Raw genomic sequence first — 24402 nt, 5'->3', positions numbered from 1 at the left:
CTCCACGCATAGTGGAACGGATTGAAGAAACCGTTTTCAATATCGTATCTACTGTTATCGGTATCAAAAAAGCACAACTCGCTTTTGAGTTGTGCCTTTTCTTCTATTCAATTACTAACTTTTAGTTGTGCTTACGTTTCCGATCAACACCAAAGCCTAAAAGACCTGCAATTGAAGCTAATGCTAAACCAATAATAGATACTCTGTCTTGTTTTTCACCGGTTTGTGGTAATGTCTTAGCATTCTTTTCAGCTTGAACAGCAGTATTATTACTGTTTGCGCGCTTACCATGAACATTGCTATTGTAGCTGTGATTTTCACTATTCAATCCTGCGGCCTGATTATTCCCTGAATTATGCTTAGTCTCGGTCCGAATATTTTGACCATTATTTTTGGCTTTATGATGATCTACTTTCTTACCCGAATTATCATCTTTTTCAGGTGTCTTATCAGTTGGGTTATTATCTGAAGGTGTAGTATTACCTCCATTATCAGTCTTAACAACTGGAACAGTAATTGATGAACTTACTGAAGCTGAAGTTGGAGCATTGTAACCATCTTTGATCTTATATCCGGCTGGCACACCGTTTTTAATGGCACTTGAAGGATCAATAGTTGAACCTTCAGTACCTGAGATAGTAGTTCTGCCAACTTCATTGCCATTAGCATCACGGTAGATAATAGTTACTTGACCTTCAGTTGGGCCAGTAATATCTCCACCACCATTATTGTCATTAGTATAGGTAATGGTTACAGTCTCAGCTGGAGTTTCTGCAGATACTGTCTTTTTAGCAACTGTACTTTGACTTGGAGTGTAACCACTAAATGTTGGAGCAGTAAATTCAGGCCATTCAGCTTTACCAGTTGGATCAGCAACAAACTTATCATTTTCAACCTTACCTAATTGCCACTTACCATAAGTTGGTTTGACATTTGGATCAGTTGAAACAGTCTTGGTACGGCCGAACCATACGGTTTGATGAGTAGTTTCAGTTTCACCAGTTACTGGGTTTTCAACATTGATTGTTCTAGTTGGACTAGCAAACATGTCACTGTTGTCGCCTGGCTTGTTTGGATTGATTGTTGGATCAGTTGGTTGCAAAGTTTGAGTGTAAGTTACATTAACAGCTGCACCATTTTGTGGGACACCATCTTTTTCTGTTACTGCAGCTGCTGAAACTTCAGTTGCCTTTGTTCCATCTACGTATGAATCATAACCTTTAATTTGTTCTACGCTAGCTGAAGCAAATTCTGCTTTGCCACCTTCAACGAACTTGTTGTTTTCAATCTTACCAACTTTCCAGTCTCCGGTACCAGTTACTACACCAGTTACTAGGTCTTCAACACCATTACGTCCAAAATCAACGTATTGAGTATCAATCTTAGTCCTAGTTTCACCTGGTTTAGTTTGGTAAATGTCACGACTTACACTAGTGAACATATCCTTGTATTTAGGATCAGTTGGGTTAACACTTGGATCAGTTGGAGTAATATTCTTAGTTCCGTGTTTAACATTGTAATCTACAGGTCGTGGATCATCTGAACCGAACTTGTAAGAACTGATAGTTTGTTGATTTGGAACTAGTTTCCAGTTAGTTGGAACATGTCCAGGTACATCAACATTAACAGTTTCATCAGTCTTACCAGGAACATTGTAAGTACCTTCTACAGTACCGTTACCATCAACATAATTAATTACTAAAGTATGTTCGTTAGCAGTGTAAGTTACATTAACAGCTGCACCATTTTGTGGGACACCATCTTTTTCTGTTACTGCAGCTGCTGAAACTTCAGTTGCCTTTGTTCCATCTACGTATGAATCATAACCTTTAATTTGTTCTACGCTAGCTGAAGCAAATTCTGCTTTGCCACCTTCAACGAACTTGTTGTTTTCAATCTTACCAACTTTCCAGTCTCCGGTACCAGTTACTACACCAGTTACTAGGTCTTCAACACCATTACGTCCAAAATCAACGTATTGAGTATCAATCTTAGTCCTAGTTTCACCTGGTTTAGTTTGGTAAATGTCACGACTTACACTAGTGAACATATCCTTGTATTTAGGATCAGTTGGGTTAACACTTGGATCAGTTGGAGTAATATTCTTAGTTCCGTGTTTAACATTGTAATCTACAGGTCGTGGATCATCTGAACCGAACTTGTAAGAACTGATAGTTTGTTGATTTGGAACTAGTTTCCAGTTAGTTGGAACATGTCCAGGTACATCAACATTAACAGTTTCATCAGTCTTACCAGGAACATTGTAAGTACCTTCTACAGTACCGTTACCATCAACATAATTAATTACTAAAGTATGTTCGTTAGCAGTGTAAGTTACATTAACAGCTGCACCATTTTGTGGGACACCATCTTTTTCTGTTACTGCAGCTGCTGAAACTTCAGTTGCCTTTGTTCCATCTACGTATGAATCATAACCTTTAATTTGTTCTACGCTAGCTGAAGCAAATTCTGCTTTGCCACCTTCAACGAACTTGTTGTTTTCAATCTTACCAACTTTCCAGTCTCCGGTACCAGTTACTACACCAGTTACTAGGTCTTCAACACCATTACGTCCAAAATCAACGTATTGAGTATCAATCTTAGTCCTAGTTTCACCTGGTTTAGTTTGGTAAATGTCACGACTTACACTAGTGAACATATCCTTGTATTTAGGATCAGTTGGGTTAACACTTGGATCAGTTGGAGTAATATTCTTAGTTCCGTGTTTAACATTGTAATCTACAGGTCGTGGATCATCTGAACCGAACTTGTAAGAACTGATAGTTTGTTGATTTGGAACTAGTTTCCAGTTAGTTGGAACATGTCCAGGTACATCAACATTAACAGTTTCATCAGTCTTACCAGGAACATTGTAAGTACCTTCTACAGTACCGTTACCATCAACATAATTAATTACTAAAGTATGTTCGTTAGCAGTGTAAGTTACATTAACAGCTGCACCATTTTGTGGGACACCATCTTTTTCTGTTACTGCAGCTGCTGAAACTTCAGTTGCCTTTGTTCCATCTACGTATGAATCATAACCTTTAATTTGTTCTACGCTAGCTGAAGCAAATTCTGCTTTGCCACCTTCAACGAACTTGTTGTTTTCAATCTTACCAACTTTCCAGTCTCCGGTACCAGTTACTACACCAGTTACTAGGTCTTCAACACCATTACGTCCAAAATCAACGTATTGAGTATCAATCTTAGTCCTAGTTTCACCTGGTTTAGTTTGGTAAATGTCACGACTTACACTAGTGAACATATCCTTGTATTTAGGATCAGTTGGGTTAACACTTGGATCAGTTGGAGTAATATTCTTAGTTCCGTGTTTAACATTGTAATCTACAGGTCGTGGATCATCTGAACCGAACTTGTAAGAACTGATAGTTTGTTGATTTGGAACTAGTTTCCAGTTAGTTGGAACATGTCCAGGTACATCAACATTAACAGTTTCATCAGTCTTACCAGGAACATTGTAAGTACCTTCTACAGTACCGTTACCATCAACATAATTAATTACTAAAGTATGTTCGTTAGCAGTGTAAGTTACATTAACAGCTGCACCATTTTGTGGGACACCATCTTTTTCTGTTACTGCAGCTGCTGAAACTTCAGTTGCCTTTGTTCCATCTACGTATGAATCATAACCTTTAATTTGTTCTACGCTAGCTGAAGCAAATTCTGCTTTGCCACCTTCAACGAACTTGTTGTTTTCAATCTTACCAACTTTCCAGTCTCCGGTACCAGTTACTACACCAGTTACTAGGTCTTCAACACCATTACGTCCAAAATCAACGTATTGAGTATCAATCTTAGTCCTAGTTTCACCTGGTTTAGTTTGGTAAATGTCACGACTTACACTAGTGAACATATCCTTGTATTTAGGATCAGTTGGGTTAACACTTGGATCAGTTGGAGTAATATTCTTAGTTCCGTGTTTAACATTGTAATCTACAGGTCGTGGATCATCTGAACCGAACTTGTAAGAACTGATAGTTTGTTGATTTGGAACTAGTTTCCAGTTAGTTGGAACATGTCCAGGTACATCAACATTAACAGTTTCATCAGTCTTACCAGGAACATTGTAAGTACCTTCTACAGTACCGTTACCATCAACATAATTAATTACTAAAGTATGTTCGTTAGCAGTGTAAGTTACATTAACAGCTGCACCATTTTGTGGGACACCATCTTTTTCTGTTACTGCAGCTGCTGAAACTTCAGTTGCCTTTGTTCCATCTACGTATGAATCATAACCTTTAATTTGTTCTACGCTAGCTGAAGCAAATTCTGCTTTGCCACCTTCAACGAACTTGTTGTTTTCAATCTTACCAACTTTCCAGTCTCCGGTACCAGTTACTACACCAGTTACTAGGTCTTCAACACCATTACGTCCAAAATCAACGTATTGAGTATCAATCTTAGTCCTAGTTTCACCTGGTTTAGTTTGGTAAATGTCACGACTTACACTAGTGAACATATCCTTGTATTTAGGATCAGTTGGGTTAACACTTGGATCAGTTGGAGTAATATTCTTAGTTCCGTGTTTAACATTGTAATCTACAGGTCGTGGATCATCTGAACCGAACTTGTAAGAACTGATAGTTTGTTGATTTGGAACTAGTTTCCAGTTAGTTGGAACATGTCCAGGTACATCAACATTAACAGTTTCATCAGTCTTACCAGGAACATTGTAAGTACCTTCTACAGTACCGTTACCATCAACATAATTAATTACTAAAGTATGTTCGTTAGCAGTGTAAGTTACATTAACAGCTGCACCATTTTGTGGGACACCATCTTTTTCTGTTACTGCAGCTGCTGAAACTTCAGTTGCCTTTGTTCCATCTACGTATGAATCATAACCTTTAATTTGTTCTACGCTAGCTGAAGCAAATTCTGCTTTGCCACCTTCAACGAACTTGTTGTTTTCAATCTTACCAACTTTCCAGTCTCCGGTACCAGTTACTACACCAGTTACTAGGTCTTCAACACCATTACGTCCAAAATCAACGTATTGAGTATCAATCTTAGTCCTAGTTTCACCTGGTTTAGTTTGGTAAATGTCACGACTTACACTAGTGAACATATCCTTGTATTTAGGATCAGTTGGGTTAACACTTGGATCAGTTGGAGTAATATTCTTAGTTCCGTGTTTAACATTGTAATCTACAGGTCGTGGATCATCTGAACCGAACTTGTAAGAACTGATAGTTTGTTGATTTGGAACTAGTTTCCAGTTAGTTGGAACATGTCCAGGTACATCAACATTAACAGTTTCATCAGTCTTACCAGGAACATTGTAAGTACCTTCTACAGTACCGTTACCATCAACATAATTAATTACTAAAGTATGTTCGTTAGCAGTGTAAGTTACATTAACAGCTGCACCATTTTGTGGGACACCATCTTTTTCTGTTACTGCAGCTGCTGAAACTTCAGTTGCCTTTGTTCCATCTACGTATGAATCATAACCTTTAATTTGTTCTACGCTAGCTGAAGCAAATTCTGCTTTGCCACCTTCAACGAACTTGTTGTTTTCAATCTTACCAACTTTCCAGTCTCCGGTACCAGTTACTACACCAGTTACTAGGTCTTCAACACCATTACGTCCAAAATCAACGTATTGAGTATCAATCTTAGTCCTAGTTTCACCTGGTTTAGTTTGGTAAATGTCACGACTTACACTAGTGAACATATCCTTGTATTTAGGATCAGTTGGGTTAACACTTGGATCAGTTGGAGTAATATTCTTAGTTCCGTGTTTAACATTGTAATCTACAGGTCGTGGATCATCTGAACCGAACTTGTAAGAACTGATAGTTTGTTGATTTGGAACTAGTTTCCAGTTAGTTGGAACATGTCCAGGTACATCAACATTAACAGTTTCATCAGTCTTACCAGGAACATTGTAAGTACCTTCTACAGTACCGTTACCATCAACATAATTAATTACTAAAGTATGTTCGTTAGCAGTGTAAGTTACATTAACAGCTGCACCATTTTGTGGGACACCATCTTTTTCTGTTACTGCAGCTGCTGAAACTTCAGTTGCCTTTGTTCCATCTACGTATGAATCATAACCTTTAATTTGTTCTACGCTAGCTGAAGCAAATTCTGCTTTGCCACCTTCAACGAACTTGTTGTTTTCAATCTTACCAACTTTCCAGTCTCCGGTACCAGTTACTACACCAGTTACTAGGTCTTCAACACCATTACGTCCAAAATCAACGTATTGAGTATCAATCTTAGTCCTAGTTTCACCTGGTTTAGTTTGGTAAATGTCACGACTTACACTAGTGAACATATCCTTGTATTTAGGATCAGTTGGGTTAACACTTGGATCAGTTGGAGTAATATTCTTAGTTCCGTGTTTAACATTGTAATCTACAGGTCGTGGATCATCTGAACCGAACTTGTAAGAACTGATAGTTTGTTGATTTGGAACTAGTTTCCAGTTAGTTGGAACATGTCCAGGTACATCAACATTAACAGTTTCATCAGTCTTACCAGGAACATTGTAAGTACCTTCTACAGTACCGTTACCATCAACATAATTAATTACTAAAGTATGTTCGTTAGCAGTGTAAGTTACATTAACAGCTGCACCATTTTGTGGGACACCATCTTTTTCTGTTACTGCAGCTGCTGAAACTTCAGTTGCCTTTGTTCCATCTACGTATGAATCATAACCTTTAATTTGTTCTACGCTAGCTGAAGCAAATTCTGCTTTGCCACCTTCAACGAACTTGTTGTTTTCAATCTTACCAACTTTCCAGTCTCCGGTACCAGTTACTACACCAGTTACTAGGTCTTCAACACCATTACGTCCAAAATCAACGTATTGAGTATCAATCTTAGTCCTAGTTTCACCTGGTTTAGTTTGGTAAATGTCACGACTTACACTAGTGAACATATCCTTGTATTTAGGATCAGTTGGGTTAACACTTGGATCAGTTGGAGTAATATTCTTAGTTCCGTGTTTAACATTGTAATCTACAGGTCGTGGATCATCTGAACCGAACTTGTAAGAACTGATAGTTTGTTGATTTGGAACTAGTTTCCAGTTAGTTGGAACATGTCCAGGTACATCAACATTAACAGTTTCATCAGTCTTACCAGGAACATTGTAAGTACCTTCTACAGTACCGTTACCATCAACATAATTAATTACTAAAGTATGTTCGTTAGCAGTGTAAGTTACATTAACAGCTGCACCATTTTGTGGGACACCATCTTTTTCTGTTACTGCAGCTGCTGAAACTTCAGTTGCCTTTGTTCCATCTACGTATGAATCATAACCTTTAATTTGTTCTACGCTAGCTGAAGCAAATTCTGCTTTGCCACCTTCAACGAACTTGTTGTTTTCAATCTTACCAACTTTCCAGTCTCCGGTACCAGTTACTACACCAGTTACTAGGTCTTCAACACCATTACGTCCAAAATCAACGTATTGAGTATCAATCTTAGTCCTAGTTTCACCTGGTTTAGTTTGGTAAATGTCACGACTTACACTAGTGAACATATCCTTGTATTTAGGATCAGTTGGGTTAACACTTGGATCAGTTGGAGTAATATTCTTAGTTCCGTGTTTAACATTGTAATCTACAGGTCGTGGATCATCTGAACCGAACTTGTAAGAACTGATAGTTTGTTGATTTGGAACTAGTTTCCAGTTAGTTGGAACATGTCCAGGTACATCAACATTAACAGTTTCATCAGTCTTACCAGGAACATTGTAAGTACCTTCTACAGTACCGTTACCATCAACATAATTAATTACTAAAGTATGTTCGTTAGCAGTGTAAGTTACATTAACAGTTTCATTTGATGAATCTGGAGTAATTGGTGCTGAAGCTGGAACATATTGCTTACCATCAACAGTTTCAATAGTTGCACCAGTTGCAGTAGCAGTGTAGCCAGGTTTAGTTACTTCATATTGTGAGAACTTCGTTACTGCTTGACTTTCACTATTCTTAGCAGATGCCCAGGTAGTGTAAGTTACTTGTTGACCTGCTGGCTTAGAAAGATCAGTTATCTTAGCACGACTGTAAATTACATGTTGAACAACTGGAGTACTTTCGCCTTCAACATTAATCGTACGAGTAATATCACGATAAATGTCGTGGTTAGTCTTATCATCAACACCTTGATCAACCTTGATTACATTTACAGCTACTGGAACATCAAGGTAACTCTTATCAGGGAAGTTAATTCGTACTGTTGCAGGAGCTTGAGCATTAGCTTTATCAAGACTTGGTAAAGTTTGCCAGTTTACTGAACTAATTTCAGAATTATGATCAGCAGTTAAATCACTAGTATTTACAAGCTTCGAAGCATCCCCTAAAGCAGCCCTCAAATCAGTAACGTCGGAGTTAACACTTGGAATAGTACCGTTAGCTTCTGCACCATAAATGTAAACTGATGGGAATGGATAAGTTGATACTGGACCATTACCATAAATTGGCCAGTTTACACTTGAACTGTCAACAACAGCTGAATACTTAGGATAACCAAATTGATTATTTACCCGGTTAGTATAAGTAATCGTCTGAGTTCCACCATTGTTCTCTGATACCAAACTTGTTGGTTGACCATTACCCTTGATTGCACCTAATGCATTATTGAATAGAACAGTGCCTGCTTCAGTCCAACTAATCTTAATGTCACTAGCATTAATAGATTGTGGAGCATTAACAGTTACACCAGCTGGATTATCACCAGTTTGGGTAAGAACATATGCAGTCTTGTCAGCATTCAAAGTGTAAATATATGGCTTGCTGTAGTTTTGACCACCTTGGTAGTAGCTTAACTTGAAGTTTTCAATTACTGGTCCACCAATGATGTTCTTGTCAGAAGTCTTGTGAGTTACAACATTATTGGCATGAAGGCTGAAGACATGACCATTATCGATAACAGTAACATCACCTTGACCATTTACAGCAACCGGAATTGTTACTGTTTCAGTAGTACCATCTGGATAAGTTACAGTTGCCGTGCCAGTAGTTGCACCAGGCTTTGAAGTATTTGGTTTAGTAGTCCAAGTTGCACTTGTTGGATAACCGTCAACTGGAGTAGTACCACCATCATTCAAGTTGGCAATTCCTTCAGTGGCAGCTGGATTACCGCCAACAGTAGTAGTAATTGATTTAATCTCTGGCTTAGCATTAACAACTACATTAGTTGGAACTTTGTCCTTAGAACCATCTGGGTAAGTTACTACAATAACTGCTGATTTCTTACCTGGAGTAGTAGTTTTGGGAGTAGTTTGCCAAGTATAAGTGGTTCTACTTGGCAAAGTTTCCTTATTACTAATAGCTTCATCAGCCTTGTTAGTTAAATCTTCGCCTTTATTGGCTTTAACATCTTGTCCTTTTGGAATGTACTTTTCAGCATCAGTAGGTCCAATAATATGTAATGGAATCTTGACAAAGTCAACTGAACCATCAGCATAAGTCACCTTAGCCCAAGCCGAATCATTAGTCGTCTTCAAATTACCTGTTGGGTTTTGTGGTTCTGAATAAGGAACTTTGGCACTTGGATCCTTGCTGTCAGTCGGCTGGATCATGATCTTGTTCCATTCAATCTTATCAGTGCCTGAATTGTACCAAGTAACTTTATTAACTAGATTATCAAAATCAGTAATTGCCTTTTCGTCAGGGCCAATTAAGTCCTTAATACCTTTCTTAGCATCAAGATCATCTAAAGTTTGATTAGTTTTACCATTAATGGTTTGTACTTCTGGTTGATATTTATCAAAATCATTAATCTTAACATTTGGGGTATTATTTAATTTGCTACCCATGGCAATTCTTTGTGGACGCCACCAGTTAAAGTTGTTTAAGAAACTGTTTAAGTGCAGTGCTTCTTCAACTTTAGTTGGAATAGCACCATTTTCGTACTTATCAGCGCCTTGGTTTTTTGACATTAAAACAGTAGCATTAGAATTATAAAGAGTATCAACACCTTTATGGGCAATTGAAGTATTAGGCTGTTGACCTTTACCCATAAATTGACCAGAATTGTTACCCCATTGGTTCTTTGTGTTCAAGTATCTTACATACCAAACATCATTAGGAGTTGTAGTCTTGTTACCTTGATCCCATTGAGCAATTGGAGTTGGTCCGCTAATAGTTGAATTGTTGTACACACCTTCCATCCGGATCAAAGTACCACGAATACTGCCAGTCCGTTGTAAGTTGACATATGCTGGGTTATTAATTTCTAAGACATCAGTACCACTAGTTCCCCATAAATTAATTAAACCAGTAAATGGTGAGGCAGGTTCAGTACCAGCTTTAAATGTACCTGCATTATCTTGTAAATCGAGAGTAGCACCATCACCAACAACAAATTTCAAAGTGGTATTAGTACTTAAACCACCATCACCCATTGAAATTAATGGTACAAGTGTCTTTTCAGTAGTATCACGTATAATAGTCAAACTACCATTGTTAATTAAGCTGGCCGTTTGCTTAGATAATGGACTGGCAACACTAGTCATTGGACCAGCATCTAATGAAATTGGAGCATAGTGGGTACCATTATAATTAGATACTGAATTAGAAGTATTATTTTCAACACCATCAGCCTGATTTGTTTGCTTGGTATGGATAGTTACATTACCCTTTTTACCAATTTCAAGATCATGTGACCAAATTGCAGTTGAGTGACCAGCTGCCATGTTGGCATTCAGAGTACCATTAATAACAGTAACGCCATAGATTGGCTGACCAGCTAATGTTTGACGCCCAGCATAAATACCACGTAAGTCATCTGACTTAGCATTAATAGTAACCCTTGCCCCTTCATTAATTAAAGTTGAAGGATTTTCACTATCACTAGCATTTTCAGTTGAACGAATTACCCAGTTGTTAGAATTAATAGCTTTTCCAGTTACTTTACTATCAACATTAAAAATAGTATCACCAGAGTCAAATCTTACAGTCTTACCAGTTACTAGATTGTAACCACTTGACATATAGTTAAGTGTAATATTGTTTTTACCAGCAAAGTGAACTGGTAAGTTTTCACCATACTTATCAACTAATGGCCGATCATTCAAGTTTGCAGTAACACCATCAAAAGTTAATTTACTCTTTTCGGTATTAGCTTCACTACCATAGAATGACAATGGTGCATAGTCATACTTGCTACCTTCAATTGTTACGTCCTTTAAAGTAATATTCCAAGGGCCAACAGCATTAGTATAGTTCCTGTCTTGGAATGCCAAACTAAAGCCAGCAAAGTTAATGGTGTGACCATTACCATTGATCACTAAATCACGAGCTGAGCCTTTAGAATCAAGCCTAAGGTAATGCCTCTTTGAATCACTTAATCCACAAATAGTTGTACCATTAACCTTATCAGTAATGGTAATGTCACTAGTAACGTTGATCGTGCCAACATTACCATTGTTCATAGCATTAATTAAACTTTGGAAGTCATTTGCATCTTGTGACTGAGTATTTTGAGGAGCTTCTATGAAAGCACTACGTAATGCACTAGCACCTTCCTGCGTTACTTTAGATTCTGCGAGAGTCTTTGCTACATCTTCACTAGCCTTAGTTTGTGCTTTTTGTACGTTTAATACATTTCCACTCTTAGACTTAGCTTGATCTACTGTAGTTTCATTAGCAACTTTAACAGCAGCATTTTCTTGTTGTACTGGCTTACTGATTTCTAAATCATTAGCATTTTGCGTGTCCTTATCAGACTTAGCAACATCAGTAGTGGTCTGCGATTGATCTGCAACAGTTTCACTTTGTTTTGCAGCTTTATTAGCCTTAACTTCTGAAGTCTTATCTTTCAGATCATTGACTTGAATGTCACTCGCCACATTATCACTGGTAGTAGCATTCTCATCTTTTTCAGTCGATGTATTAGTATTATCAGTTGTATCAGCCTTAACTGTTTGAGTATTATTCAAGCCAAAAATTGTAAACCCAATTAATACTGAAGCAGCACCAACCGTGAATTTTCTAATTGAGAACCGTTCTCTTCTTGGCTCCATCTTGCGTAAGCGTTCTTTATAATTATTTTTTGAAAGCATTATAGCAATCTCCTTTTTAACCTAATTATTTATTGTGTCAAATCCAAGTAGAGAAACACTACCCCTACATTTCACTTTTATATCATAACACGCGTGGTGCTAGTTAAATCGTTTTAGTTAATAAAAAAGTCCAATCTTGTTAGACTCGACTTGTAAATAGTAATAATAGAAAAGAGTCTGATCTGATTGAACTGCCTTAAGCTTAAGCGTTTTAGCCACCATTTACAAGTTAGTTTTAAAGATTTAGTGATAATTTGTCGGCACTGGTATCGTTTGTATGCACCGGCTGAGTTTACTCATCGGCGAAATATTGATCAAATTAAAACTACGGACAGTCTGATTTTGGCTTTACTTATCTGGCAAGCTAAGACAGGAATTGAATCACAAAGAAGATTCTGTGAATGTTTCAATTGTTTATCACACTCACGTTTTAATCGGCGTTCACGTCAGCTATTGCAATTGATTTATCAGATACGGCAAGAAATGAATAAAAAGGTTGACCTGAATGGACATTTCTTGATCATTGACAGCTTTCCGGTACCTGTTTGCCAACCAATTCGCAACTATCGTGCTAAAATTTTTCGCGGTTATGCCAACATTGGTTATAAGGCCACCAAGAAAATTTACTTCTATGGTTTCAAAGTTCATGCCATTGTTAGCGATGACGGTTACATTCTTGATTATGTCGTAACAAAAGCATCAGTTCATGATGCCAAGGAGACAGTTGAACTGATGGAAAATGCACATCCATCTAATTACTATCTTCTTGGCGACGAAGGCTATTTAGGCAAAGAACTGCATCAACAGCTAAAACAAATGGGTTATGAACTTTGGACACCATATCGTAAAAATATGACAGGAGCTAAAAAGCACAATGATCATCAATTGATGGCTATTCGCAGAACAATTGAAAGCGACTTTTCGCTTCTGACCTATTACAATGCCGAGAACAATCGAGCACGTAGTCTGATAGGCTTTCAAAGCCGGTTGGAAATTGCAATTTTAGCTTATAATTTGGCTTATTGTCTAGAACGATTTAACTAGCACCACGCGTGTTTAATTATACATGTTTCTGGGCGGAAAAAGACGGGCAGCTTATGCTACTCGCCTTTTCATGTTAATCTCTGAATTACTTAGCTTCTTCAGCTGGGTATACAGAAACTTGCTTCTTGTACTTGCCAAGACGTTCAAATTTAACAACGCCGTTAACAAGTGCAAATAAAGTGTCGTCTCCACCTTGACCTACGTTCTTGCCTGGGTGAATCTTAGTACCACGTTGACGGTAAATAATAGTACCTGCGTGGATAGTTTGACCGTCACCAGCCTTGGCACCTAAACGACGACCAGCTGAGTTACGACCGTTGGCAGTAGAACCACCACCCTTGTGGTGAGCGTATAATTTCATACCTAAAATGTTCATATTCATTTCACCTCTGAATTAAGCTTCAATCTTTTCAACTGTAACCTTAGTGTAAGGTTGACGGTGACCATACTTGCTGTGTGAGTGCTTCTTAGGCTTGTACTTGAAAGTTACAACTTTCTTTTCCTTGCCTTGCTTTTCAACTTTAGCAGTTACCTTAGCACCATCTACTAATGGAGTACCAACCTTAACGTCGTCGCCATTAGCAACAAGGATAACTTCGTCAAAAGTTACTGAGCTACCTTCTTCAGCATCAAGCTTTTCTACAAATACGCTGTAGCCTTCTGCAACTTTGTATTGCTTACCACCGGTCTTAATAATTGCGTACATTTGTACACCTCCGAAAAAAATACTTAGACTCGCCGAACTGGGGTGCTTCTTACATAAGAAGACTTCTAACCTCAAGCCGTGCGGTTGCAGATGTGGAGGTCTCCACAAATACAACTCTTATATCATACAACGCTTTTAGACTAAGATCAATTATTTTTTTACATTCGCCATTGACCGCCATGCACTTTTGCAACATTTTCGGTAATGATAAACGCATCCTGATCGATCTCATGTACTTTAGAAATAAGTGGCCCATATTCACGTGGATCAACTACGATTAATAATTGACGCTTGCTTTCGTCGCTATATCCACCTATAACATCATAAATCGTCAGGCCTTGATAATCTTCTTTAAGCATATCTTGAATTCGGTTTAAATCTGAATTACTCATAATTCTGACTTGATACTTTTTATCAAAACCGGTCTCCGCGTAGCGCATCGTAATGGCAGTTACCACTTGAGAAAATGCTGCTAAGAAGAAAGCATTCCAACCATCGACAAAAATGTTCAAGAAAATAATTACCATATCAATGCATAAAAGTGTAGTTGCAGGATTTAAATAAAAATATTTCTTCAGAATCATCGGCGGAATTGTTGTCCCACCACTTGAGGCATTAACGCGATAAAGTAGCGAAACTCCAAGTCCCATTAATGCACCACCATAAATTACGGCTAGTAGGTCATTATTCACTGCTTTAAAGCTAGGCGTAACTTCCATCAAAACTGGTAAGAGCAAACTACCTAATGCAATATTTGGGGTAGTCTTTTTGCCTAAAAAGATTGCCGCCAAAATCAGCATCAAGCCATTCACTACAAATACTGTAATTGATCGATTAATCCCCCAGACCGCATCGACTAGAATAGAAATACCCGTTGAGCCACCAGCTGCAATATTAATCGGTCCATAAAAAAGATTGATATTGCGATTATTTCAAGTCCTGCTAAGAATACCAACCATCTCATCCAGGAACGTTGTTTAATGTTTTTCATTATTAAGCGTCCTTTCTTTTAGTTAGTACTATTTTAACGAAAAACCATCTGTCAGCTCAAGCAAACAAAATAATATTAACAAATTATTTATTTTTAACTTCTTTATAATCGATTGATTGCGTTCCTTCATAAGCAGGTAACCCATTTTCAGCTCGATATAATGCTCGCTCAAAAGAACGGTAACCTTTAGATGAAGAAACGGCAAATTTAACACCATACTTTGAAGCGAATTCCTGAATATTCCAAGTAGCATCATGAGCAGCATAAGCTGTCATCAAGATTACAATATCTAAGTCTTTGATTTGCCGTTCCATTACCTTCTTCTTGCCTTCAAAAGCATCTATTGGAATTGGGATCCCATTATAGCGCGAAACAATCCCTTCTAATATTCCTTCATTTTGATTATCGCCAATCGCAATTCCTACCCGTTGATAGTGCAAGTTCATATCGAGTTTAGTTAACTCTTCTGTTTCTTCTTTCTTTGACTTATTTTTCTTTTGATACGACAGATCTGATTTCTTAGGCGGATCAACTTGATAAATCCAACGAATCTGTACTGCCTCAGCAGGATTTTTCTTAATGCGAACATCACCCGTATACCAAGCTAGATCTACAATCGAACCATCTTCAAGATGAATATTTTCACCTTGATAATAACTTGAATCAACTGGAATCGTGATATCCTTACCGCGAATTCGCAACTTTTCGCCCTTAATATTTCTAGTGATAGCTAATTGATTGGCCTTGCCGCGGACCACAGCATACCGGAATTCTTCGATTGGGTCATAATCACGCATGCGCAATTTGCGATAACCCACCACGCGCAAGACTTCTGCTTCATAATTTGGATTATCTCGATTTTCAATAGCTTCAACTATGTCACCGCTCTTTAAATTCAAAGAGTGAATTTGTGATTCTTTAATACGGTAAACAATTTGACCACTATCATTAATCAAATTACAGCCTGATAAAGCCCGAATAACAGTATAGCGGCGTCCTTTACGATAATCGCGCTTAGGTTGCTCTTTGGGCTTCATTGCTTCTTCAAAAATTTTCTTGTTAACAGCTTCTTTAGTTGTCTTAGATTTTTGAATTGCCTGATCCAATTTACCCAAAACATTGCCATAGCGCTTGCCAACGCCTGGAACAAACGTCAACTTGTGTAAAGCATCAAGTAAACTCTTTTTAGCTTTTTCATCACCTGGAGTCTCAATTAAGGCTGTCAACCCAATCAATAATTGCTTAAATTGCTTTAAATCTGCATTTCTTTGTGCAATTGATTGTGTATTTGCAATTTTATTCTTAGGTTGAGTTACTGATTTAGTCTCAGATTTTTCAGCTGTATTATCTTCGGCCATATTTAGGATAGCTTTAATCGCACTTAAACTATTTTCGAGACTTTTATTATCAGCCTCAGTTTTATTTAAAATTATTTTGGAGACCGTAAAATATTTTGTGTAAGGATGAATATTTCCTTAATTTTATTTCCCTGAATATTAGAAAAAGGAATCCTTTTCCCGTATGATTGATTTGAACGAAAAACATACTAGAAAAGAGATTCCTTCATGAATGATTTTACCAAAGATATGGCTAATGCTCTATTCAATCAGGATAAAATTAATGATTTATTTAGACAAAAGCTCCAACAGGCTGTCAATGACCTGCTTGAATCCGAATTGACTGCCTTTTTAGGCTACAATCCTTATGAGCGCGATGGCTGGAATACCGGAAATTCTAGAAATGGTGCTTATTACCGCAAGGTTGATACGCAATTCGGACAAATAGAAATCAAAGTTCCTAGAGACAGAAACGGTGAGTTTCATCAACACACTATGCCAGATTATAAAAGGCATACTGATGTTTTAGAGCAAACTGTTATCAAGCTCTATTCCAAGGGCGTCACAACCCGAGAAATCGCTGATTTGATTGAGAAAATGTATGGCGGCTATTATTCTCCAGCTATGGTTTCCAATATTTCTAAAGAAATGATTCCCAAAGTTGAGGCATATCATCAGCGACATCTGTCAGATAAGTTCTTCTGCGTTTATCTCGATGCCACCTATATTCCTCTTAAGCGGGTCACTTATGAGCGCGAAGCAGTTTATATCGCCATCGGTATCAAACCTAATGGTCATAAAGAAGTGATTGACTACTGTATTGCGCCTACTGAAAATATTGAGATTTGGAGCGAAATGCTCAAAGGCTTCAAGAGTCGCGGCCTTGAACAGGTAGAGCTCTTCTTGTCTGACGGAGTAGTTGGCATGAAAGAGGCTATCTGCCAGTCCTATCCTAAAGCGCATTTTCAACGCTGCTTGGTACACGTCATGCGTAATATCAGTGCCAAAATGCGGGTTGACGATCGAAAAAAGCACTGGATGAATTCAAGCAGATTCATACTCAGTCAAACAAAGAAATGGCTGTACAGGTGCTGCATGAATTCTATCAAAACTGGGAAAAAGCCTACAAAAACGTAGTTAGAGATCTTAGACAGGTTGAGCCTGATCTGTTAACCTTTTACAACTATCCGCCAGCTATTAGAGCTTCAATTTACTCAACTAACATGATTGAATCCTTTAACAACAGGCTTAAGCGGAAAACCAAGCCTAAAACAGAATTTCCAACTGAGCAGTCGCTTGACACCTTTATTGGAGTTCAGGCAATGGATTACAATGACCGTTACTTTAACAGGATTCATAAAGGATTTGGGCAAGTTCGAGACACCCTAGAATCCTATTTTGATTAAAAGATAAATAAAAAAGTCAATCAACGAGAGAGATTATTTACACAAACTTCTTGACAGTCTCTTATTTTGATATTATTTCGATAATCATACATTATTCTCACCACTTTTATTGTATAACTTACTAATAGTAACGAACATAATTATACTAATTTTTATGAAGTAGTGTTAATTGATTGATCGTTTTAGTGATTAAATTTTTTCCTGAATTGTCAAATTAAGTGCAACAGTTAGGCTATGAGGAAATATATTGCTTGAAGAGTTCTTCTGCTGTGTGATATTGAAGGATTCGACGATGTTTGCGGTTAATGGCATCAGTTGCCTGTTGAACATAAGCAGCTGACTTATCTTTCATGCTTTTGCCTTTAGGGAAGAATTGACGCAGAAGTCCATTGCAGTTCTCATTGGTGCCTCTTTCCCATGGAGAATATGGGTGGGCGAAGTAGATCTGGCAGCCTTTGATCTTGGTCATATCCGCAAACTCAGAGCCATTGTCAAACGTGATCGATTTAAACCAGGCAGGATGTCTGTCAATCTCATTTTGAAGCAGCCTTTGGCATGTGCTTGCCCGATAGTCAGGAATCTTGATAACTACTTCAAAGCGTGTGGTTCTTTCGGTCAAAGTCATTAAAGCAGGCTGATTCTTGCGTCTGACGCCTTTAACCAGATCTCCTTCCCAGTGCAGCGGCGTTTTTCTGTCTTCAATCTCTTTAGGACGCTGTTCAATGGAATTGCCAAGATTCTTCTTGTGCAAAGCATGACCGCTCTGGCCGTGATGACGCTTGTTCCTGCGTCTTTTGAGCTTCATAGGCAGATCAATATTGCTTATGTCCAGCAAGCCCTGATCAATATAGCGATAGACAGTTGGTGTGCTGGGACAAGGGTAGCCTGGCATAGTCCTTTTGAATTCACCAACGAATTCATCGATGCTGGTGGCATCAAATTTAGCTTTGAAGCGTCTGGAGAGCATTCTCAAAAAGACAGCATAATGCTTCAATGGATTGCGCTGATAGCAGTTTTTGCGACGCTTCTCATAATAAAGCTGTGCAGTATCAGCGTAATAGTGCTCATACAATAAATAGCTGCTGTCTCTTTGCAGGACGCTTCCGCGTTTGATTTCGCGACTGATTGTCGACTTATGGCAGCCGACTTCTTGAGCGATAACAGTACGGGAAGTTATGCCGGAATCCAGCATTGCTTGAATTTGTCCACGTTGTACGCTGGTTAATTGATGATAGTGCTTAGAAATGCTAGAATTTGAATTGGTCATGAAGATCTTCCTTTCTTGATTTTTCGTCACTTCAAGTTTAGGTCTTCATGGCCTTTTTGTTTAACACTTGGTGTTGCACTTCAATTTTAAATCCGGGGATTAAATTTTTTTACGCAAAAAGCAGACAATCTTTATATTGCCTGCTTCCTAATTTTTCTATTTATCGAGTTCTAAGCCAATTGAACCAATTAGCGAAATTTTCACCTGCTGTACTTATATGCTTTTTAGGAATTCTATAGGGTTCTGTCCCACTCTTTGGGAAGAACAATCCTTTACCAAAGTAATAGTACTTTTTACCCTTAATGGTATAAAGGCCTTTTGGTCGACGCAAGATTGTGCCCATTGGAACCCAACCTGACTTTTTATTCAAAATTTGGCCACGTTTGTTATAGATAAAAACGGCACCTGGTTTTGTTCGTAACAAATGCATTTTATTAATCTTATTCGCACGACGATTATATTGTGCGGCATCCATTTCATCAGCTCGCTGCATAAAGTTCAATAGCTTTGCAGCTCCAGCTAGGGCAAATCCTCCAGCAATTTCACCTGCTGTAACACGATGAACCAATACAATACCTACTGCTTTTACCGGCTGACTTTGCGCAGCAGCAATTGGAAATGCAGTAGAGAGAGCAACAGTCAGTGCAGTTGCAGAAATTGCAATTTTCTTTTTTAAATTCATTTCAAATCCTCCTCGTAAATATCTAGACATCAACATCATTATATTACGTGGGATTCTAAATAAATAATTCATTTATGCACACATAGCTTTAAGGCTCTAATACAAGTTTATCTATTTAACTATATAAAAAGGCGACTCACAATCGAGTCGTCTTTTACTACAATTCCTAATTATTAAGCTCTCCACTCGCCGCCTTGGCCATAAGTATGCTTACCTAATTCGTTAATAATTACATGAATGTGTTCCTTAGGCGCACCAGTATTCTTGTGCACTGCTTCAGTAACATCCTTCATTAAGTTAGTAATCTGATCATCTGAGCGACCTTTAATTAATTCAATATGTACAAATGGCATAATTTAGCCCTCCTTTTTTAGTTTAATTATAGTATAAAAATTTCTCACTAAAAAGCACCACCGCCGCTGCCACCACCAAAGCCGCCAGACGATCCACCTGAGCTTCCAGAAACTGAAGATGAACCAGTAGACACGCCTGAAGAGAAGCTACGTTCAAAACTATGCTCAAAACTGTCACTACTGCTACTATAGAATCCACTATAAAACAGAACTGGTGCAGCATCTAATTCATCTGCAAATTCAATCTTAAGCTGCTTCAATACCTTTTTGGATAGACCAAACGCTACAGCATACGGCATAATGTCTTCCCATAAAATCAGATCACCGACGTCTTTCATCTTGAATTGACCAATATCGTCTAGCATTTTCTTAAAGCCGCGAACTTGATCTGTTTCAAGTGCACCTTTTTGGGTATAAATACTTAAACGAGAATTGCCCACTATGAATGCAACAACTTCTAAGACGATCATCATGATTCCAATTATTATCACAAAACTGGGTATATTATTTGCCATCATTAAGCTAATTACCCAGATCGCAAAGCTAGCAATCATTCCCATGAGCATCCCCGTTCGGAAGTTGCTACGCTGCTTTTTATATTTTTTATCAAGCAAGTCCTTATCCTCAACTTGCTTATATTGCCCGTCACACCATTTATCAAAACGCCTACCCAATTTTTTAGAAGTATAATCCCGCAAATCTTTCGTTGTAAATGACTTACCATCACCAACTTTGTTAAAAATAAAGTCTAACAGGTCATCAGTCAAAACACTATCATCTACTAAAGTAATTCGATAATTAGTCCGCTTTAAATGTTTAGTTTGATATTTTTCGATCTTAATTTTATTTTTACCAGCTAATTGCATCAAATAAGCTGCAAATGCTTTAACATTTGGTTTATCAGCTTCATCCAAAATTTGCGCAGTAGTAGGTGATATATCTGGAATTTCATAATTATGTACTAAATCGCGCTCTATTTTTGGCTTAACCCCAACTTTTTTAATAAAAAAGCCTCTAATTACCACCACAAAACCGACAAGTACTGAAATGATCATCAATCCTATACCAAGCATCTGCTTACGCTGACGCTTCTGATTAGCTTCTTTTGCTAATGCTGCTTCTTGTTTTTCAATTGCTCTTTTCTTATTTTCTTTAACAATATTCTGATTAGCACTAGTTACCGTAGTTGGAAAAATCGCATGTACTTCTACACCACTATCTCCTGCAACATCATCAGCAGTCATAATAATTTTGCCCTCTTTTGGCAAAACCTGAGTGTAACCACTTAGTGGCCCATGAGCCCAAGCTTTTAGCCCCTTAACTGCCCCAGGAAAAATCACTTCAGCACGCACATGATCTAAGTCAGTATCCCAACCATTACCAACTATTTTAAAGTTCAGCTCAGCTGTATCAAGATAATTAGTAATTGCCCGGTGAATTAGATAAGAATACTCAACTTTAGCCTTATCATTTTCCTTAATTCGATGATAAACCTTAAAATTATAAGAATTGCCCTGCTTTTGCAATTTATACGTATTATTTTTGCCCGTTGTTGCGGCCTTTATATTTTGTCCATCGACCTTAACCTGAATGTTGCTCAACTTCTGTTTTACAGCCAGATTTTGCTTATAATAAACGCCGCGAGCATCACTATCAAATGAATACTTAATTGTTCGATGCATTGTCAGTGAACCATCTTTATTAACTCTTGCTATGGCTCTAACATTATCAATATCATAATCAACATCAGCTCTAACGCTTTGACCCCAAATAGCAAAAACGCTCAATAGGCTTAATAAAGCCACTAAACCAAGGTATTTCTTCTTCATTATTTATTTCCCATTTTTCTGCAAAAATTTATCAATTAAAGTATCTGCTCGACTATGATATTTACCTTTAAAATCATGACCTGCACCTTTAAATAAGTATAATTTCGAGTGCTTAAATTTTTTATTAGCCTTAATTGAATAAGAATCTGGAATAATCATGTCACTTGTACCATGCATTATTAAAACTGGACCATGATACTTAGTTGCTTCTTTTAACAAGTTATACTTGAACAAGTTTTCAAAATAGGCCTTACCAATTGTGAAGCCAAATAGGTTGAGCTTGTCCGGCACTTGTTTTTCTGATTTAAAAGCCGCTTGCGCATAATCAGTGATCGAAAAGGCAGGGTAAAGCAAAATCAATGACTTTACTTCTTGCGGATATTTACTTGCGAGCATTGCGGCAACTGCTCCACCTTGACTCTCGCCTAGCAAAGACACTTGTTTACGGTCAACATCAGTCCTATTTTTAATTGTATTTAATACCAGCTGTAGATTCTTTTCTTCTGTAAAAATTGACATCTTTAATTGATCTACACCACTACTTTGACCATTCTTAGCTCTACCAGGAAAATCAAAAGTATAGGCAACATAGCCACGACTAGCTAAATATTTAGCATAACTGATTAGATCACGGTAATTTCCTGCCAATCCGTGAGCCAAAATTACTGCTTTCTTCTTACCAGCTAAACCCTGTGGTAGATATATATGACCATAAATATCAACGCCATCTTGTTGAATTCGCCAAACTTGGTCCATCACTTGATACTTAGCCTGTTTTTCCTTAGATTGCTGTTTATCGACTTTAACCGTTTTAACTGACGACTTAGCCTTCTTAGGCGTAGTAATTTTCATAGTACAACCCGTTAAAATCAGTAGCATCAATATTATTGCTATAAATCTTTTTTTCAAGTTTATTTCATCCCTATCAGTTAATTAATTCAGGCGTTTCCTGAATACTTTTAATTATACAAAAAACGGCAGGAAAAAAGGAATTAAACCTTTAAGCTTAATTCCTTCTTGATAAATTCAATTTTTTAATTAAAAGTTAGCCGCCTTAACGTACATGTTACGTCCGATTCGGTAACAGCTTTTACCATTAACGCGCATCCGTGAACCATAGGTCTTAATTGGCGTACCTTTTCTAAGCACTCTCCAGTTAGCGCGGTTTCCCTTGTTATTATATACATAAGCATTGTGCTTAAGTACACGTGAATTACCTAAAACATTACTTGCCATAATGTAACGACCATTGCCCATGTTTAAGGCAGTCTTATCATTATCAAGAGTCACTACACCATAATGAGTAATATTAGTATAAGCTACATAGTAGCCGCTTTGACGCTCACCCTTTTTATTATAGATATATGATTTCTTCATCACATAGCCAGCAGTTGCTGAACCCTTATCATCATCTGATGAAGTACTCTTATTCGAAGTATTTGATGAAGCATTTGAAGAGCTAGCAGAATTGGTGTTGCTGGTAGCTGGAGCTTGTGAAATTGCGCCATTGTTGGAAGTTACATTACCGTCAATTGATAATGGTAAAACAGCAATATTTCCATCAACGCTTAATCCCTTCCAATTATCAGTAAATTGCCAAATTGAAACGCCATTCATTGATGGGAAGTAATTGAAGTTTGGACTATCAATTCTACCTGAAATAGCGTATGAAGCGACCCACAATGAGTTAGGATACTTGGCAATTACACTATTAGTATCAATATTATTTTGTAAAACTGATGAACTAGCATAAAGAAGTGGCTTATAGCCTGCATTTTTTATAGTGTCCATAAAAGCAATAATTGCATTAGCCGTTGGCGTTTTACCACCATAAATGTTATTGCCTGAGCCCGTTTCATAGTCACAAGCAATATATGAGCCCTTAGGTAGTCCAAATGCTTGTGCAGTTTGAATTGCATGATTTGCTTCTGCAGCAGCAGCACTTGCATTTGAACTAAAAGTAGCAAAGTGATATGCCATTGGCATCATATTATTTGATAAAGCCGTTGAAATTTGACTTGATGCTTTAGGGTTACGATAGGAAGTACCTTCGCTAACTTTAACAATTGCAAATTGTGCTCCAGCTTGCGCATGACTTGACAAGTCAGCGTTTTGATAACTAGCAACATCAACTCCAAGTGCGCGGGCTGCAACAGAGGTAGTTGCAGCGTTCACAACTGCAGTTTGTGGTCTATTTACTTGTGTCAGCGCTACCCCTGCCGTACCAAGAACAGTCGCGCATGCCAATCTAACAATGATTTTTTTGGTTGTAGTCAATCTTAATTCCTCCGATAATGTTAAAAATAGTTGTCGTTCACACTTGTCGATCCTATTTTTTGGAAATCAATTTTAGGATAAGCTCGTTCCAAACTTTAGTCAACTGATTCACTAATAATGTAAGATTAAGTTAATAATTGTCATATATTTGTATCATACAATATCAAATGTAAAAAAATATTGTCTTTGTAGTAAAATTTAGCACATAGATACCTAAGGTATGTAAAAAGCCTGTAAGACCAATGCTTACAGGCTTAATTTATGATCCGGGTGAGATTCGAACCCACGACCCACAGTTTAGAAGACTGTTGCTCTATCCAGCTGAGCTACCAGACCATCTTGTATGTTTGTATGTCCTCAACAGAACATAAACTATTATAGGGAAACGTTAATTAAAATGCAAGAGGATTTTTCAAAAAAGTTTTTATTTTTTCAAATCCCGGATTTAAAAT

General features: G+C 37.7%; 11 protein-coding genes, 1 tRNA gene, 2 pseudogenes and 1 other annotated feature. Of the genes and pseudogenes, 2 read left to right on the top strand and 12 right to left on the bottom strand.

Annotation, left to right across the window (positions count from 1 at the left end):
• Positions 1-121: 121 nt before the first annotated feature.
• Positions 122-12058 (bottom strand): mucin-binding protein, encoded by an 11937-nt coding sequence (locus J6L97_RS04015; RefSeq protein ID WP_216786122.1) that lies wholly within the window; start codon positions 12056-12058, stop codon positions 122-124.
• 186 nt (positions 12059-12244) lie between these two features.
• On the opposite strand from J6L97_RS04015, the gene J6L97_RS04010 reads away from it, so the two are divergent.
• Complete coding sequence (locus tag J6L97_RS04010; RefSeq protein WP_118992340.1) at positions 12245-13102, top strand: IS982 family transposase; 858 nt, start codon at positions 12245-12247, stop codon at positions 13100-13102.
• Between the two features lie 85 nt (positions 13103-13187).
• On the opposite strand, the gene rpmA is transcribed toward J6L97_RS04010, so the two are convergent.
• From rpmA to J6L97_RS03990, 4 genes and pseudogenes are all read right to left on the bottom strand, one after another.
• The gene (rpmA, locus tag J6L97_RS04005; protein ID WP_005721978.1) at positions 13188-13478 is read right to left on the bottom strand and encodes a 50S ribosomal protein L27; all 291 of its coding nucleotides are present in this window, start codon (positions 13476-13478) and stop codon (positions 13188-13190) included.
• Positions 13479-13496: 18 nt separating this feature from the next.
• Complete coding sequence (rplU, locus tag J6L97_RS04000; RefSeq protein ID WP_054833071.1) at positions 13497-13808, bottom strand: 50S ribosomal protein L21; 312 nt, start codon at positions 13806-13808, stop codon at positions 13497-13499.
• Positions 13809-13823: 15 nt separating this feature from the next.
• Positions 13824-13904 (bottom strand) — a sequence feature (ribosomal protein L21 leader region).
• A 62-nt stretch (positions 13905-13966) separates the two neighbouring features.
• Positions 13967-14799, bottom strand: a pseudogene (locus tag J6L97_RS03995) (YitT family protein).
• An 83-nt stretch (positions 14800-14882) separates the two neighbouring features.
• Positions 14883-16268 carry a DUF2325 domain-containing protein gene (locus tag J6L97_RS03990; protein ID WP_057727059.1) on the bottom strand — a complete coding sequence of 462 codons (1386 nt, stop codon included), beginning with the start codon at positions 16266-16268 and terminating at the stop codon, positions 14883-14885.
• Positions 16269-16364: 96 nt separating this feature from the next.
• On the opposite strand from J6L97_RS03990, the pseudogene J6L97_RS03985 reads away from it, so the two are divergent.
• Positions 16365-17542, top strand: a pseudogene (locus J6L97_RS03985) (IS256 family transposase).
• A 232-nt stretch (positions 17543-17774) separates the two neighbouring features.
• Here the strand turns inward: J6L97_RS03985 and J6L97_RS03980 are convergent.
• The 7 genes from J6L97_RS03980 to J6L97_RS03945 form a co-directional block, all read right to left on the bottom strand.
• Positions 17775-18809: an IS30 family transposase gene (locus J6L97_RS03980; RefSeq protein ID WP_123811765.1), complete on the bottom strand. Its 1035-nt coding sequence runs from the start codon at positions 18807-18809 to the stop codon at positions 17775-17777.
• A 160-nt stretch (positions 18810-18969) separates the two neighbouring features.
• On the bottom strand, positions 18970-19491 hold the full coding sequence (locus J6L97_RS11045) for a hypothetical protein (RefSeq protein WP_223876395.1): 522 nt from the start codon (positions 19489-19491) through the stop codon (positions 18970-18972).
• 173 nt (positions 19492-19664) lie between these two features.
• A complete protein-coding gene (locus J6L97_RS03965; RefSeq protein ID WP_054833048.1) occupies positions 19665-19844 on the bottom strand; it encodes a 2-hydroxymuconate tautomerase in 180 nt (59 codons plus the stop codon).
• A 47-nt stretch (positions 19845-19891) separates the two neighbouring features.
• Complete coding sequence (locus J6L97_RS03960; RefSeq protein ID WP_057727044.1) at positions 19892-21673, bottom strand: DUF2207 domain-containing protein; 1782 nt, start codon at positions 21671-21673, stop codon at positions 19892-19894.
• 3 nt (positions 21674-21676) lie between these two features.
• Positions 21677-22582 carry an alpha/beta hydrolase gene (locus tag J6L97_RS03955; RefSeq protein ID WP_439709047.1) on the bottom strand — a complete coding sequence of 302 codons (906 nt, stop codon included), beginning with the start codon at positions 22580-22582 and terminating at the stop codon, positions 21677-21679.
• Positions 22583-22711: 129 nt separating this feature from the next.
• A complete protein-coding gene (locus J6L97_RS03950; RefSeq protein ID WP_057727046.1) occupies positions 22712-23950 on the bottom strand; it encodes a GH25 family lysozyme in 1239 nt (412 codons plus the stop codon).
• A 262-nt stretch (positions 23951-24212) separates the two neighbouring features.
• Positions 24213-24286 (bottom strand) — tRNA-Arg (locus J6L97_RS03945).
• Between the last annotated feature and the right edge of the window lie 116 nt (positions 24287-24402).

The sequence above is a fragment of the Lactobacillus crispatus genome (assembly GCF_018987235.1).
In the GTDB taxonomy this organism is placed as follows: domain Bacteria; phylum Bacillota; class Bacilli; order Lactobacillales; family Lactobacillaceae; genus Lactobacillus; species Lactobacillus crispatus.
This window is presented reverse-complemented; position numbering and strand designations above follow the sequence as displayed.